Annotated in this window: 11 protein-coding genes; 4 read left to right on the plus strand and 7 right to left on the minus strand. The window is 52.4% G+C overall.

Translation table 11 applies throughout. The annotated features are described in order from the left end of the window. Window positions 1-70 precede the first annotated feature (70 nt). The 6 genes from C1714_RS00710 to C1714_RS00735 all read right to left on the minus strand — a co-directional run bounded on the left by C1714_RS00710 (window position 71) and on the right by C1714_RS00735 (window position 8,374). Entirely contained in the window at window positions 71-1,276 is a 1,206-nt protein-coding gene (locus C1714_RS00710) for an ABC transporter ATP-binding protein (protein ID WP_102343107.1), read from the minus strand. 98 nt (window positions 1,277-1,374) lie between these two features. Further along, window positions 1,375-3,858, minus strand: a complete 2,484-nt coding sequence (locus tag C1714_RS00715; protein WP_102341389.1) for a glycoside hydrolase family 3 protein — start codon at window positions 3,856-3,858, stop codon at window positions 1,375-1,377. A gap of 24 nt (window positions 3,859-3,882) precedes the next feature. Next, window positions 3,883-4,752, minus strand: coding sequence for a carbohydrate ABC transporter permease (locus C1714_RS00720; protein WP_210115216.1), 870 nt, complete (start codon window positions 4,750-4,752; stop codon window positions 3,883-3,885). A 13-nt stretch (window positions 4,753-4,765) separates the two neighbouring features. Next, window positions 4,766-5,686 (minus strand): carbohydrate ABC transporter permease, encoded by a 921-nt coding sequence (locus tag C1714_RS00725; RefSeq protein ID WP_102341390.1) that lies wholly within the window; start codon window positions 5,684-5,686, stop codon window positions 4,766-4,768. A gap of 176 nt (window positions 5,687-5,862) precedes the next feature. Further along, window positions 5,863-7,251: a type 2 periplasmic-binding domain-containing protein gene (locus tag C1714_RS00730; protein WP_102341391.1), complete on the minus strand. Its 1,389-nt coding sequence runs from the start codon at window positions 7,249-7,251 to the stop codon at window positions 5,863-5,865. Window positions 7,252-7,363: 112 nt separating this feature from the next. Further along, window positions 7,364-8,374: a LacI family DNA-binding transcriptional regulator gene (locus C1714_RS00735; RefSeq protein WP_102341392.1), complete on the minus strand. Its 1,011-nt coding sequence runs from the start codon at window positions 8,372-8,374 to the stop codon at window positions 7,364-7,366. Window positions 8,375-8,594: 220 nt separating this feature from the next. Between C1714_RS00735 and C1714_RS00740 the strand changes: the two genes are divergently transcribed. The 3 genes from C1714_RS00740 to C1714_RS00750 all read left to right on the plus strand — a co-directional run bounded on the left by C1714_RS00740 (window position 8,595) and on the right by C1714_RS00750 (window position 12,351). Continuing rightward, the gene (locus C1714_RS00740) at window positions 8,595-11,030 is read left to right on the plus strand and encodes a glycoside hydrolase family 94 protein (protein WP_102341393.1); all 2,436 of its coding nucleotides are present in this window, start codon (window positions 8,595-8,597) and stop codon (window positions 11,028-11,030) included. Between the two features lie 186 nt (window positions 11,031-11,216). Next, a complete protein-coding gene (locus C1714_RS00745) occupies window positions 11,217-11,576 on the plus strand; it encodes a ferritin family protein (RefSeq protein WP_102341394.1) in 360 nt (119 codons plus the stop codon). A gap of 1 nt (window position 11,577) precedes the next feature. Continuing rightward, entirely contained in the window at window positions 11,578-12,351 is a 774-nt protein-coding gene (locus tag C1714_RS00750) for a family 1 encapsulin nanocompartment shell protein (protein WP_102341395.1), read from the plus strand. A 148-nt stretch (window positions 12,352-12,499) separates the two neighbouring features. Here the strand turns inward: C1714_RS00750 and gpmA are convergent, their stop codons facing one another. Next, window positions 12,500-13,252: a 2,3-diphosphoglycerate-dependent phosphoglycerate mutase gene (gene gpmA / locus C1714_RS00755; RefSeq protein ID WP_102341396.1), complete on the minus strand. Its 753-nt coding sequence runs from the start codon at window positions 13,250-13,252 to the stop codon at window positions 12,500-12,502. Window positions 13,253-13,536: 284 nt separating this feature from the next. On the opposite strand from gpmA, the gene C1714_RS00760 reads away from it, so the two are divergent. Beyond that, window positions 13,537-14,736, plus strand: a complete 1,200-nt coding sequence (locus C1714_RS00760; protein WP_102341397.1) for an acetyl-CoA C-acetyltransferase — start codon at window positions 13,537-13,539, stop codon at window positions 14,734-14,736. Window positions 14,737-14,738: the final 2 nt, after the last annotated feature.

The raw sequence follows: 14,738 nt of genomic DNA on the forward strand, positions 1-14,738 counted from the left end.
GCACAGAAAAGCTGTGAGATCCCATGTACATATCAACATGGACGCTCACAGCCGTTTTTTCTGCTTAACCTTACTGCTTCATCGTCTGAGGATCATACTCCAGATTGATGCCCGTCTTCTTGTCAAACACATGCACCATCGATCCCGGGAACGTAAACTCAATCGAGGATCCGATCCGGAAGCTGCTTCCCTTCAGATCCAGCGTCGGCACAATGATGATGCCGTCCTTGCCCATCGCATTCACATGCAGATGCTCCGAAGCTCCCATCAGCTCCGCAACATCAACCGTTCCCTTAACCATCTTTCCTTCGGCTCTGGTCAGCGTAATGTGCTCCGGACGAACACCGATCGTCACTTCCTGTCCCTCAACGCCGCGCTCCTTCAGATGCGCACACTTCTCAGCCGAAAGGTCAATCACCGCATCCTCTACCTGCACCGCATAGCTGCCGTCTGCCTTCTTGATCAGCGTTCCATCATAAAAGTTCATCTGCGGAACACCAATGAACCCTGCCACAAACAGATTCACCGGATTATCATATACCGTCTGCGGCGTGCCAATCTGCTGAATGACACCATCCTTCATGATCACTATCCGATCGCCAAGCGTCATCGCTTCCGTCTGATCATGGGTAACGTAGATGAACGTCGTATGGATCTTCTGACGCAGCTTGATGATCTCGGCACGCATCTGGTTGCGAAGCTTCGCATCCAGGTTCGACAGCGGCTCATCCATCAGAAGAACCTTCGGATTACGGACAATTGCACGCCCGATCGCAACACGCTGCCGCTGGCCGCCGGACAGTGCCTTCGGCTTACGGTCCAGATATTCCGTGATGCCAAGGATCTCGGCCGCATCATTGACGCGGGCATCAATCTCTTCCTTCGGCATCTTGCGGATCTTCAGCGGAAATCCCATGTTCTCACGAACCGTCATATGCGGATACAGAGCATAGCTCTGGAATACCATCGCAATATCACGATCCTTCGGTGCCACATCGTTGACACGCTTGCCGTCAATCAGAAGGTCGCCGTGTGTGATCTCTTCCAGACCCGCGACCATGCGCAGTGTCGTCGACTTGCCGCAGCCGGACGGTCCGACAAGGACGATGAATTCCTGATCCTTGATCTTGAGATTGAAGTCATCGACCGCAAGGACACCTTCCTCGGTCACCTTGAGATTCGACTTCTTCTGCGGCTCATTCCAATGATGCTTTTTCTTTGTACCTTCCGCATTGGGATAAACCTTGACGAGATGATTCAGTTCTACGGTTGCCATATATGTTTTTTTGCCCCTTTCCTGGCCGAAAGAATTATGAAGCAGTCCGCGACAGAAGCCCTGCATCCTGCTTGCTGGCAGAGGTTCTTTCCTACCTCTTACTTCCCTTTCTTTAAATGCTGCGCAACAGCCGCAATATGTCCAGCGCTGCGCTTTAGATCCTGACGATCCATGGATCCGTCCTTCAGATGCGACATAAGGTCATCAAGATCCTGCCGGCAGCCCGGCATCAGCAGATCATTGCCTGCCCGCATCGCTTCATGCGCGGTGCATTCCGGATCATTCCAGGTCGTCGTCCAGTCGGTCATGATCAGACCTTCAAAGCTCCACTCGCAGCGTGCCGCATTCATACATAGATTATAGCTGTTTGCCGCATGGATGCCATTGATCTTGTTGTAGCTGGTCATGATGGCGGCAGGCTGGCTTTCCCTGACTGCAAGTTCGAAGCCCTTCAGATACACTTCCCGAAGCGCATGTTCCGACACCATCGCATTGTAATGGAACCGGTTGTTCTCCTGATTGTTGCAGGCAAAATGCTTGATCGTCGCCCCGCAGCCCGGCAGCGACTGAACGCCTCTGGTAACGGCAGCTGCCGTCATCCCCGACAGAAGCGGATGTTCCGAATAATATTCAAAGTTTCTTCCACACAGCGGATTGCGATGAATGTTCATGCCCGGCGCCAGCCAAAGCTGTACATGGAACAGCTGCATCTCCTCTCCCACCGCAATGCCTACCTCCTGCACAAGTTCAGGATCCCATGACGATGCCAGAAGTGTACCGATCGGAAATGCTGTACAGAACTGATAGCGCTCTTCTGCATTTTCCGGCTTCCCGTCACGATCCAGAACACCATCATCCATGTTTTGCGCCATGCCGGTCTTCACTGCCTTGCCATCAACGATCTGAAACTTCTTGCTCAGTCTGAGGCCGGCGGGACCATCCGCCATGGAGAGGGACGCAATGCCCTGTTCTTCAGCGCAGCAGCTGCTGAAGCCGGCGGCTCCCGGAACGCTGCTGTAGACATCCGCCTCCTCATCATCCTTCGGCATACCTGTCACAAGATGAATCAGCTGCTGATCCGAAAGGTCATGAACCGTTCTGCGGATTTCTTCCGGAACGGCTTCATATCCCCTGTCATAGACAACCGTATGCGTAGAGACGCTGATATTCCATTCCACATCATTGCCTGAATAGGACGATCCGGCAAAGCTGGAAATCGCTTCCTGACGCCGCTGTTGTCTGCGCTGGCGGGGAGGTTCGATTTCCTTTGGCTTTGTCTTTGAAACAAAGAGATTCTTCAGCTGTTCCAAAACAACGGACGCGGACAGACGGACTCTGGCCTGGACGCTGCTGCCTTCCAGACTGTCTCCCACAAAAAGCAGAATGTCACCAGCATCGATAACCCACGAAGCCGAAGCCTCGTCATAGCGTTCAAATCGTTCTTTCGGAAGGTGGATCGTTACCCTCTCTGTTTCTTCGGGCTGAAGAAGCTTTGTCTTCTGATAACCGGCAAGCCGACGGTACTCTTCCTGAGGACATGGAACGGACGCATAGATCTGTACCACATCCCGTCCCGAAACACGACCCGTATTCGTCACCTCTACGACGACATCGATTCCCTCATCAGACGCTTCAACGTTCTTCGTCGACAGAGCAAACTCCGTATAGGAAAGGCCATAGCCAAAGCCATAGCGCACCGCCTTCTCAAAGGTGTCAAAGTAACGGTAGCCGACGAAGATTCCTTCCGGATACGGCTCTTCCTTCACATCGCCATCCTGATCGGAGAAAACTGCCGAACCCGGATAATCCGCGTAGTGATAGGCCCAGGAATCCGTCAGCTTTCCCGAAGGATTGACCCTGCCCGTCAAGACATCGCTGACAGCACGGCCCGCCTGCCCGCCCGGCTGACAAATCAGAAGCACCGATCGAATATGCGTGAATGGATCAAGGAACGAAAGGTCCATAACCCCGCCGACATTCAACAGCAGGATAATGTCCGGATACAGATCATTGAGCCTGGTAAGGAATGCCTTCTCCTGTTCTGAAAGAAGATAGTCGCCGGACGCATTTCTGCGATCGCCGCCTTCGCCGGACGTTCTTGAAAGAACATACACAGCGAGATCTGCTTCACTTTTTTCCGGAGCCTCTCCCTGCGGCATCACGAATACGGTTCCGTTATAGGCTTCAAAGAACTGCTGCCCGTAATCCCCTTCGGGATTTCTGGTGCGAAGAACATCCATCGTATCCCAGAAGGCATCTTTCCATTGAGCCCGGGAAGCCTGATACAGCTTCTCGTAGTTATCGAGCCACTTCCCGTTGCACAGATGAATGCCGCCTTCTTCCAGACCCCGACGGACGGAAACCGTCTCGCGCGCATTGACGCTTCCGGACCCCGTACCCCCGCGCACCGTTACAATCGCACCGGGCCCGTACAGATCCACCTTCTCCCCTTTCTTTAAAGGAAGAAGATGATTTTCATTTTTCAGCAGAACCATGCCTTCGGCAGCGGCCCTGCGGCTGAGATCGCCGTGTTGGATTTCGTAATCGCGGATCGACGGATCCGGAAATCCCGGAAGCCCCATATTGCAGATACTCCTTCCAACCTGTTAACCCTTCACACTGCCGGCCGTAACACCGCCGACAATCTGCTTCGACAGAATGAGATAGACGACAATGACCGGAAGAATCGAGAACGCAATCATGGCGTAAACCTGTCCCATATCGAACTTCAGCCAGTCGGCTGCACGCAGCTGCGCAATCAGGATCGGGAGCGTCTTCATACTGTCCTTATGCAGAATCAGGGACGGAAGGAAGTAGTTGTTCCATGAAGATACGAAGGCGAAGATTGCCTGCACGGCAATCGCCGGCTTCATGATCGGAATCACGATCTTATTGAAGATACGGAATTCGCCCGCCCCGTCAATACGGGCACTTTCGAGAAGTTCCTTGGGAAGGTTGCTGTCCATGTACTGCTTCATGTAGAAGAAGACGACCGGTGCCGCAATCGAAGGAATGATCAGCGGAATGAAACTGTTCTCCAGTCCCATGTTGCGGACCAGCTGCTGGAAGCCCAGCGCCGTCACCTGCGTCGGAATCATCATGACCGCCAGAATGAATGTAAAGATCCCTTTACGCCCCTTAAACCGGTACGCATGAATTGCATAGGCAGTCATCGTCGAGAAATAAGTTGTCAAAGCCGCTGTTGCCAGAGCGACAAAGAGCGAGTTGAGCATGCCCCTGCCGACGGGCAGTGTACCATGGAACAGATTATACAGGTTTTCGCCGAGATGATTGCTCGGATAAGCCCTAAAGCCGCGGCTCAGATCGCCATTGGAACGCGTCGCATTGATAAACAGAATGTAGAACCAAATCAGGCAGAGAACCGTCAGGAAAATCAGGACGACATAGGCCAGAATGCGGCGGCCATGGGATTCCGGTTTCATTGCACTGTTGCTGGTGTTTTTCGCAGCCGTCATATCCTTCTCCTCCTTAGTTGTTGACTTCGTCGGCCGCTGTGAAGCGGAAGACGATCAGACTCAGAATGCCCGTGATGATCAGCAGCAGCACGCTGAGAGCACCGCCCATTCCAAAGTTCTTGCTGTAGAGATACTTGTTGAGCCACATGATCAGTGTCATCGAGCTGCGCATCGGATCGCCCGATCCATTGGTCAATATCTGCGGCACATCGAACATCTGCAGGCCGCCGATCAGTGAGGTAATCAATACATAGATGAAGATCGGCTTTAATAACGGCATCGTGATCTTGCGGAAGATCTGTCCCGGGGTTGCGCCGTCGACTTCCGCCGCCTCAAACAGTGACTTGTCGATGCCCATCATGCCGGCCATCAGAAGAATCGTCGTGTTGCCGAACCACATCAGGAAGTTCATCAGAGCAACCAGGAACCTTACACTGCCGACATGGGACATGAACTGATACGGCTGCGAGATTATTCCCAGCTGCATCAGAATCGAGTTTATGGGGCCGCCGTCCGCAAACAGCGTAAAGAACAGCATTGCGAACGCCGACGCCATGATCAGGTTCGGCAGATAGATGATCGTCTTGAAGAAGCGCTGCCCCTTCAGCCGAAGCGAAGGATCCGTGAACCACGCCGCCAATAGAAGCGATACAAGAATCTGGGGCACAAAGCCCAGCACCCACATGATCATCGTATTCTCGAAGTACTTGAGAAAATAGCCCTGCAGAATAATGTTCTTGAAATTCTCAAATCCGCTGAATGTCGGCCCGATATGTTTCAGGCCCGACATATAGTTTTCGAAGAAGCTATAGTAAACTGTGCTGATCAGCGGAATCAGCTGAAAAATAATGAAGACCGCCGCAAACGGAATCAAAAAGATATACCCCCACTTGTTGTAGCCTTCAACGGATCCGTTTTTCTTTTTCGCTTTCATATTGGTTTGCCTCATTTCTCTGTTCCCTGATCGAGGGGCAGTGTCTGTCCGCCGATCACGGAACCTGATATTCCGCCTGGAAATAAGCAGAACCGGCGCACGAAGCAACGATGCCACTTCATGCGCCGGCCGCAGTATCTATTGCTGTAGTAGATTTACTTCGTTGTAACTGTGCTTTATTCCGTCGTCAGATCCGGATACTTCTCAACAATCGCCGTATTGAACTGAGCCAGCGCATCGTCATAGGAAGCGTTGCCATCGAAGTAGTTCTTCATAGCACTCTGGAACTCTTCATTGCAGCCCTGATCATACGGAGAGATGTTAGACATATCGACCTTCTCGGCGCCGGCTTCCAGCTGTGCATACGGGTTCTGGCCGCCAAGGATCTTATTTTCAAACTTCGGATTTGTCGCAAGGTCATTGAGAACGGACTTGGAGTTGACACAGTCAGAATCCTTTTTCGCAATTCCATAGAGAACATCCTTATCCGTTGTCATCGTAAGAATGATGTCCTTGACCAGCGTCGGATTATCGGTTCCGGTCGCAGCCGCAATCCAGGTGCCGCCCCAGTAGAAGCTCTGCGGGCCAACAACCATGCCCCAGCCGCCCTGATGGGCAATCGAATCATCCTCGTCAGCGTGCATCGAGAAGTTGATCAGCCATGCCGGTCCAAAGTAGCAGAATACCTTGCCCTCCGGGAAGAAGCCCTTGCTCCAGTCATCGGACCAGAGTTCAGCCGTCGTCGTTTCGCCGGCATCGACCATTTCCTTGGAGTTATCAACCCATGCCTTCAGGTTCGGATCCACAACAACCTTGCCGTCCTGAACCCACGGAGCAGATACGTTGTTGGAATAAACACGGTATGTATCGTTGACAGTCGAAGTCATCTTGTAGCCGGCTGCTTTTGCCTTCTCAGCTGTTGCCATGAAGGTATCCCAGTCCTTGACAGCTTCCTGAACCGCTTCCGGATCATCCGTTCCAAGGATGTCTTTCGCCGCCTGACGGTTGTAAATCAAACCGGCCGAGCATGCCTGCCAGGACGAACCCTTGATGTTTCCGTTTTCATCCTTGACGATATCCTTCGTGTAATCAAACTGATCCGACAGATCTGCATCCGTGATGCCAAGATCTGCAAGGTTCATGGTCACATCGCTGTTGACATACTTCAGAGCATAGTCGGCTTCCATCAGGAAGATATCGACCTTGTCATCCGGCGAAGCATCCGCATTTCCCGGAAGAACAGCATCGAGGTTGTTCTGGTATGCGTTGTCATCACTCGGGGTGATTGTCCACTTAACGGTGACATCGCCGATCTTGCCGGTCGTATCATCAACCTTCTGATATCCGGGGTAATGATCCTCCATGCGGCTCTTGAACTCTTCGTTCCATGCCTGAATGTTAAGGACGGATCCCTCCGCAGATCCTGACGCATCAGAAGCTGCCGAGCCCGCTGCCGCTGCGGCGGTTGAAGCTGCTGCTTCGGACGAGCTGCCGCAGGCTGCCATCGGTACGACCATGGCTGCCGCTGCAAGTGTGCTGATAAATCTTGAGATGTTCTTGTTCATAATCTCCCTCCTATATGGTTTTCTTTATGCTTCTTTGCAACATCTCATTGCAATTTAGGCCGCATTAAAAACATCTTCATATGCTTCTCTTTTTTCGAACTTTCCGCAGCGTCTATTCTGTGGAAATCCGTTTCACTGTTTCGCCCTTGAGAAGAGTGCCTTCCACAACAATCTGTTCCACGATCTGCGAATCCTTGTTTTCAATCAGATCCACAAGCTTCGCCGCCGCCTTGGCACCGATCGCCTGGGCATCCTGCTTCTCGGTGGTCAGACACGGCCGCGTCTCCTGCGACAGGGGAATTCCGTCATACCCTGTGATGGAGAGGTCTTCCGGAATCCTCACTCCCAGCTTTTCAAACAGAGGCCGGCATCCGATCGCCGTATAGTCATCCGGGAACATCAGTACGCTGGGCCGGTTCGGCAGAGCGAGAACTTCCTCTGCTTCCTTCATCGTCCTTTCTATGTTGTGATATCTCGATTCGCGGATGTATTCCGCCGGGATGTTCAGGCCGAACTCACGTACCGCCTTATTGAATCCGCTCAGACGCTTGATGGTTACAGAGGTCTTCTCGCCATGGATGAACGCAATCTTACGATGCCCCATGGCAACGAGGTACTTCACCAGATCGTAAGCACCCTGCACGTTGTCGCTCATCACGCAGCTGTGGGAATCGAACTGGTAATCGATCGTGATCGTCGGAATCTCGCTGTTGACCAGTTCAACGACCTGCGGATTGTGGAAGTCTACCGATGCGATCAGTACACCATCCACCTTCCGGTACCGGCAATGCGACAGGAAGGAGTTCCCTCCGACCTTTCCGCCGATGAACGTAATATCGTAACCGTGGTTTTCCAGTTCGTTCTTCGCACTGTTGAGGATGTGCGAGAAGTATTCATGGGTCAGTCCGGATTCGGTTCCATCCTCGAAGACGATGCCGATATTGTAGGAACGGTTCGTTTTCAGAACCCTGGCTGCTGCGTCCGGCAGATAATTCATCTCCTGCGCTATCTTCCGGATTTTCTCGGCTGTCTGTGCGCCGACGTCGCCATATCCGTTCAGTGCTTTGGAAACTGTGGATGTAGAAACGCCTGCTGCTCTGGCAATGTCCTTTATTGTCTTCATGGTTTGTTCACCAGTCGAAATCGTTTTCGCAAATTCAATATAATTCGGCTTCCATAGCCTGTCAATATGCTACAGCGCCTATTTTTTAAAAAATGTAAGCGCTTGCCTCTTCAAATTCATGGAATAGAGCTTATAATAGGCTCGAAAGTACGAAAACGTATTCGTATTGCTTTCTGTTTATTTTTACATGCGTTTTCGTCATAAAAAGGAGGCATTCATCATGAAATTCGGTCATTTTGACGATACGGCAAAGGAATATGTCATCGAAACTCCCAAAACACCCCTTCCCTGGATCAATTATCTCGGCACAAAGGATTTCTTCAGCCTGATTTCCAATACCGCCGGCGGCTATTCCTTCTATAAAGATGCCAAGCTTCTTCGTCTGACCCGCTACCGCTACAATAATTGTCCAACCGATCAGGGCGGACGTTATTACTACATTAAAGACGGTGATACGGTCTGGAACCCCGGCTGGCAGCCGACCCGGACGCCGCTGGACAGCTATGAATGCCGCCACGGTCTTGGCTATACCAGGATCACCGGCCGAAAAAATAATGTCAGGGCCGATCTGCTTGCCTTCGTCCCTGTAGAAGATGCCTGCGAAATCAACCGGATCACACTGACCAATGAATCGGACCAGGAAAAGCATCTCGACCTCTTCAGCTTCGTTGAATTCTGTCTCTGGAACGCCATGGACGACATGTCCAACTTCCAGCGCAATTTCTCAACCGGCGAAGTCGAAGTCGTCGGCAGCGTCATCTACCATAAGACGGAATACCGTGAGCGCCGCAACCATTACGCCGTCTACGCCGTCAACAAACCGGTTGCCGGCTTTGATACGAGCCGCGACGCCTTCATGGGTGCCTATCGCGGCTTTGCCGATCCGGAAGTCGTCTTTTCCGGCGAAAGCCGCAACAGCATCGCCCATGGCTGGGCTCCTGTAGGATCACATCATCTCAAGGCCGACCTGAAACCGGGAGAATCCGAAAGCTTCATCTTCGTCCTTGGCTATTGTGAAAATCCCGTCGATCAGAAATGGGAAGCGCCGAACATCATCAACAAGGCGCCGGCAAAGGCATTGCTGAAAAAATACGAAACCGATACCCAGGTCGATGCCGCATTCGCTGATCTGCATGCATACTGGGACCATCTGCTGTCCACCTTTACAGTCCATACTGCCGATGAGAAGCTGAACCGGCTCGTCAACATCTGGAACCAGTACCAGTGCATGGTCACCTTCAACATGAGCCGCAGCGCCAGCTACTATGAAAGCGGACTGGGCCGTGGAATGGGGTTCCGTGACTCGTGTCAGGATCTGCTTGGCTTCGTCCATCTGATTCCGGACCGTGCCCGGGGCAGGATCATCGACATTGCCAATACCCAGTTTGAAGACGGCAGTACCTACCACCAGTACCAGCCGTTAACCAAGAAAGGCAACGCCGATATCGGCGGCGGCTTCAACGATGACCCGCTGTGGCTGATTGCCGGCACCTGTGCCTACCTGCGTGAAACGGGTGATTATTCGATTCTTGATGAGCCGTGTGCCTTTGACAGTGACTTCTCGAAGGCCGTTCCTCTTCTGGAGCATCTGCGCCGCAGCTTCAACTACACAACGACGCATCTTGGGCCGCATAAGCTTCCATTGATCGGACGGGCGGACTGGAATGACTGTCTGAATCTGAACTGCTTCTCGACAGAACCGGGTGAAAGCTTCCAAACCTTCGGACCAAGTGAGGGTCCGGTTGCCGAGTCAGTGTTCATTGCCGGCATGTACGTAAAATACGGACGCGAGTTTGCGGATCTTTTGGAACATCTCCATCGGCATGAAGAGGCAGAAGACGTTCGGAAACATGTCAGTGAAATGATCCGTACCGTGAAAAGCGCAGGCTGGGATGGTGACTGGTTCCTGCGTGCCTTTGATGCCTATGGTCATCCGGTTGGCAGCCATGTATGCAAAGAGGGTCAGATCTTCATAGAGCCGCAGGGCATGTGCGTCATGGCAGGCATCGGCGTCGATGACGGCAAGGCAGAAAAAGCTCTTGAAAGCGTAAAGGAAAAGCTCGATTCGAAGTACGGCATCATGCTGGTGCAGCCGGCCTATACGGAGTATCACGTAGAGCTTGGGGAAATCAGTTCCTATCCTCCCGGATACAAGGAGAATGCAGGCATATTCTGCCATAATAACCCGTGGATCGTATGTGCAGAAACGACGCTTGGTCATGGCGATCGTGCCTTTGAAGTGTTCCGCAAAACGTGCCCGATCTATCTCGAAGACATCAGCGAAATTCATCGTACCGAGCCTTATGTGTACTGCCAGATGGTAGCCGGCCGCGATGCACCGACGTTTGGCGAAGGGAAGAACAGCTGGCTGACGGGAACAGCGGCCTGGACATTCACAGCTCTCTCTCAGTACATCCTCGGCATTCAGCCGACGCTGGATGGTCTGAAGATTGATCCGTGCATTCCTGCCGAAACAGATTCGTATACCGTTGATCGTCTGTTCCGCGGCGTCATGTATCACATTACCGTTAAGAACCCGAAGCACGTGCAGAAAGGTGTTGCAAAGCTCTCTGTCAACGGGACGCCCATCTCCGGTAATGTCATCCCTGCAGATGCGGCCCAAAAGGAAGCACAGGTGGAGGTGATCCTGGGCTGAGGAAAGATCGCACCGGATCCCATCCGGAGATGCAACAGATCCTGTTTATACTGATCGAAATACACCTGTTTTTGGTAAATAAGATAAAAACCGACGCTCATATGACAATAAGTGCCGGTTTTTCTATGCTATAGTTTCATTGTCAAAAGAAAGTGCGAGCCGTAAGGCTGCCTAAGGAGGTAATACATGATGTTTGGCAATCCGTTTTCTGCAAATGTTGAACGCAAGATGACAAAGGAAGAGCTGGTTCAGGCGATCCGTGCCGATCTCTCCGGAGAACTGGAGGCGATCTACGGCTACGACGCACATGTTCAGGCGACCGATGATCCGGTTGCCAAGGCCGTGCTGGCAGATATCCGCGACGAGGAAAAGACGCATATGGGCGAGCTTCTTACGCTGCTGAAATATCTGGATCCCAAGGAAGGCGATCTTTACGCAAACGGCGAGAAGGAAGTTCTCGAAATGCTGGAGGAGCTCGGCATCAAGCCGGCTGACGTTCCGGCGATCAATGGGTCAACGGTCGGAAGTTTAAAGGAGGAAAAGTAAAATGGATTTTCTGATGAGAAGTGACAGCAAGCTTTCCGATGCACAGTGGAAAGCGATGGATGAAAAGGTAGTTGCCGCAGCACGTTCGGTGCTGACAGGAAGAAAGTTTCTGAGTATCTATGGCCCGCTGGGCGCAGGTGTTCCGGCGGTGGAAATCAAGTCGAACGGCTCGAAGAAGATTGCCGTTCTGCCGGAGCTCTCTTCAGACTTCACGCTGGCCTGGAGAGATCTTGAAACAGCGGAGCGTCTCAATGTTCCGACGTCCTGGTCCGAGGCTGTATCGGCGGCCGTTGATACGGCTCTCAAGGAGGATTCGTTGATCTTCCTGGGCGACAAGGACAATGGTGTCACGGGCCTTCTCTCTGCACCGGGCAAGACGATCAAAATGACGGGCTGGGACAAGGATGAAAATGCCTTTGCGGCAGTTTCTTCCGGACTTCAGTACATGCTTGAAAACCGGACCTACGGGGCAAAAGCTCTCGTTGTGAGCCCGGATGTGTACGCTCTTCTGCAGCGCATCCAGCCGGGTACCGGAACGCTGGAAAGCACACGCATCGCAGCTCTGATCGAAGGCAGTATCTATCAGACACCGGTTCTGCCGGCAAAGACTGCTGTACTTCTGGCAACAGATGAGCAGAACATGGATCTTGCAATCGGCCAGGATCTTGTGACGGCATATCTTGGATCTTCGGATATGAATCACGACTTCCGCATCTTCGAAACAGCTCTGCTGCGTCTGAAGAATCCCAATGCCGTTGTCGCATTCCGCGGTTAATCGTTCATAGCGCATCATACATGCAGGCAGGAAGCGGGCAGCGCCCGGCTTCCTGTTTTTTTTTTTTTACGGCTGTTCGGCATGAAAAATGCCCCCTTTCAATAGGAAAAGGGGACATGCGTCATTCACTGCCTGCAGACGCGCCGGCTTACTTCTTTACGCTGTCCTGATTTGCGACGGCGTTGATCGATGCCTGGATCTTTGCCTGATCGCCAAGATAGTAATGCCTGATGGGCTTCAGATTCTCATCCAGCTCATAAACCAACGGAACACCGGTCGGAATGTTCAGCGAGGAAATCTCTTCATCGGAAATATTGTCCAGATATTTGACAAGGGCACGCAGAGAATTTCCATGCGCCGCAATCAGCACGCTCCTGTCCGCCTTAATCTGCGGGATAATTTCCGCTTCATAGTACGGAACGACGCGGGCAATTGTATCCTTGAGGCTCTCGGCCAGCGGCAGTTCGCTGGGGTCCACATTTTTGTACATCGGCTGTCTGGCCGGATTGCGCTCATCATCCTCTGACAGTTCCGGCGGACGTACATCAAAGGAACGCCGCCACAGATGTACCTGCTCTTCACCGTATTTTGCGGCTGTCTCCGCCTTGTTCAAACCCTGCAGTGCACCATAGTGGCGTTCATTGAGCTTCCATGTCTTGATCACCGGAATCCATTCTTCATCCAGCGCCTCAAGCACCGCGTTGGCCGTATGGATTGCACGCTTCAGATAGGACGTATAGCAAACGTCAAAGCTATAGCCGCCTTCCTTCAGCAGTCTGCCGGCACCTGCCGCTTCTGTTCTGCCCTTCTCGGAAAGATCTACATCGGTCCATCCGGTGAAGAGATTCAGCTTGTTCCATTCACTTTCACCATGGCGGATCATTACAAGTCTGTATGTCATGTTTTCTTATCCTCCTTCTGCCTGCATCCGTCGCTGAACAGATGCCCGGGGTATGACTTTATTATAATTAGTCATAGCTAACTTTACCATAACGATGCTTCGAAGATACGCATGAAACCGGTCAAAAGATCTTACGAAAATAAGGAAAAACTACATTTTTTGTAAAATGACGGAATGGTAGCGTTTACATGTGAAATTGTTGTCAAATTGTTCTTGAATCCGTTTTGGAAAGTGGTAACGTAGTCAATGTGAATTCAATCACAAAATAGGAAAGAGAGAAAACTATGACAAAGAAAATCGTACTGGCAGGTGCCTGCCGAACAGCAATCGGAAAAATGGGCGGTGAACTGAGCACGGTCCCCGCCGTAGATCTCGGCGCTGCCGTCATCAAGGAAGCAGTAAAGCGTGCAGGTCTGAAACCGGAACAGATTGATCATGTCTATATGGGCAATGTCATTCAGGCCGGTCTTGGACAGAACCCTGCCCGTCAGGCTTCCATCAAGGCTGGGCTGCCGGTTACCTGCCCTGCCGTTACTGTCAACGTTGTATGCGGATCCGGTCTTGACTGCGTCAACATGGCAGCTGAAATGATTCTCGCCGGTGATGCGGACATCGTCGTCGCCGGTGGCATGGAATCCATGAGCAATGGTCCGTATCTTCTGCCGCATGCCCGCTTCGGCTATCGTATGAATACGCCGAAGGACGGGCTGGTAGATGCGATGGTCCATGATGCCCTGTGGGATGCGTTCGGTGACTACCACATGATGATCACGGCTGAGAATGTTGCTGAGCAGTGGCATCTGACCCGTGAAGAGCTCGATGCCTTCTCCGCAAACTCCCAGAACAAGGCATGTGATGCCCGTGACAACGGCCGTTTCAAGGATGAGATCGTACCGATCGAAGTCAACCTCGGAAAGAAGAAAGGCATCGTCACTGTCGATACCGATGAAGGTCCGCGTGAAGGCCAGACTCCGGAAGTACTCGCCAAGCTGAAGTGCTGCTCCGGCAAGCCGAACGGCGTCGTTACAGCCGGCAACGCATCCGGCATCAACGATGGTGCTGCCGCCCTGGTTGTCATGTCCGAAGAAAAGGCAAAGGAACTCGGCGTCAAGCCGATGGCAACGTGGATCGCCGGCGGACTGGCCGGTGTCGATCCTTCGATCATGGGTGTCGGTCCGGTTGCCGCAACCCGCAAGGTCATGGCAAAGACGGGTCTTACCATTGATGACTTTGACCTCTATGAGGCAAATGAAGCCTTCGCTGCTCAGAGCTGTGCAGTAGCCAAGGAACTGAGCTTCGATCCGGCAAAGCTCAACGTCAACGGCGGTGCCATTGCCCTGGGTCATCCGGTCGGAGCTTCCGGCGCAAGAATTCTCGTCACCCTGCTCTATGCAATGCAGCAGCGCAATGCCCACCGTGGACTTGCAACACTGTGCATTGGCGGCGGAATGGGATGCGCAACGGTTGTTGAACGCGAGGACTGAGC

The organism is Galactobacillus timonensis (genome assembly GCF_900240265.1).
In the GTDB taxonomy this organism is placed as follows: Bacteria; Bacillota_I; Bacilli_A; order Erysipelotrichales; family Erysipelotrichaceae; genus Bulleidia; species Bulleidia timonensis.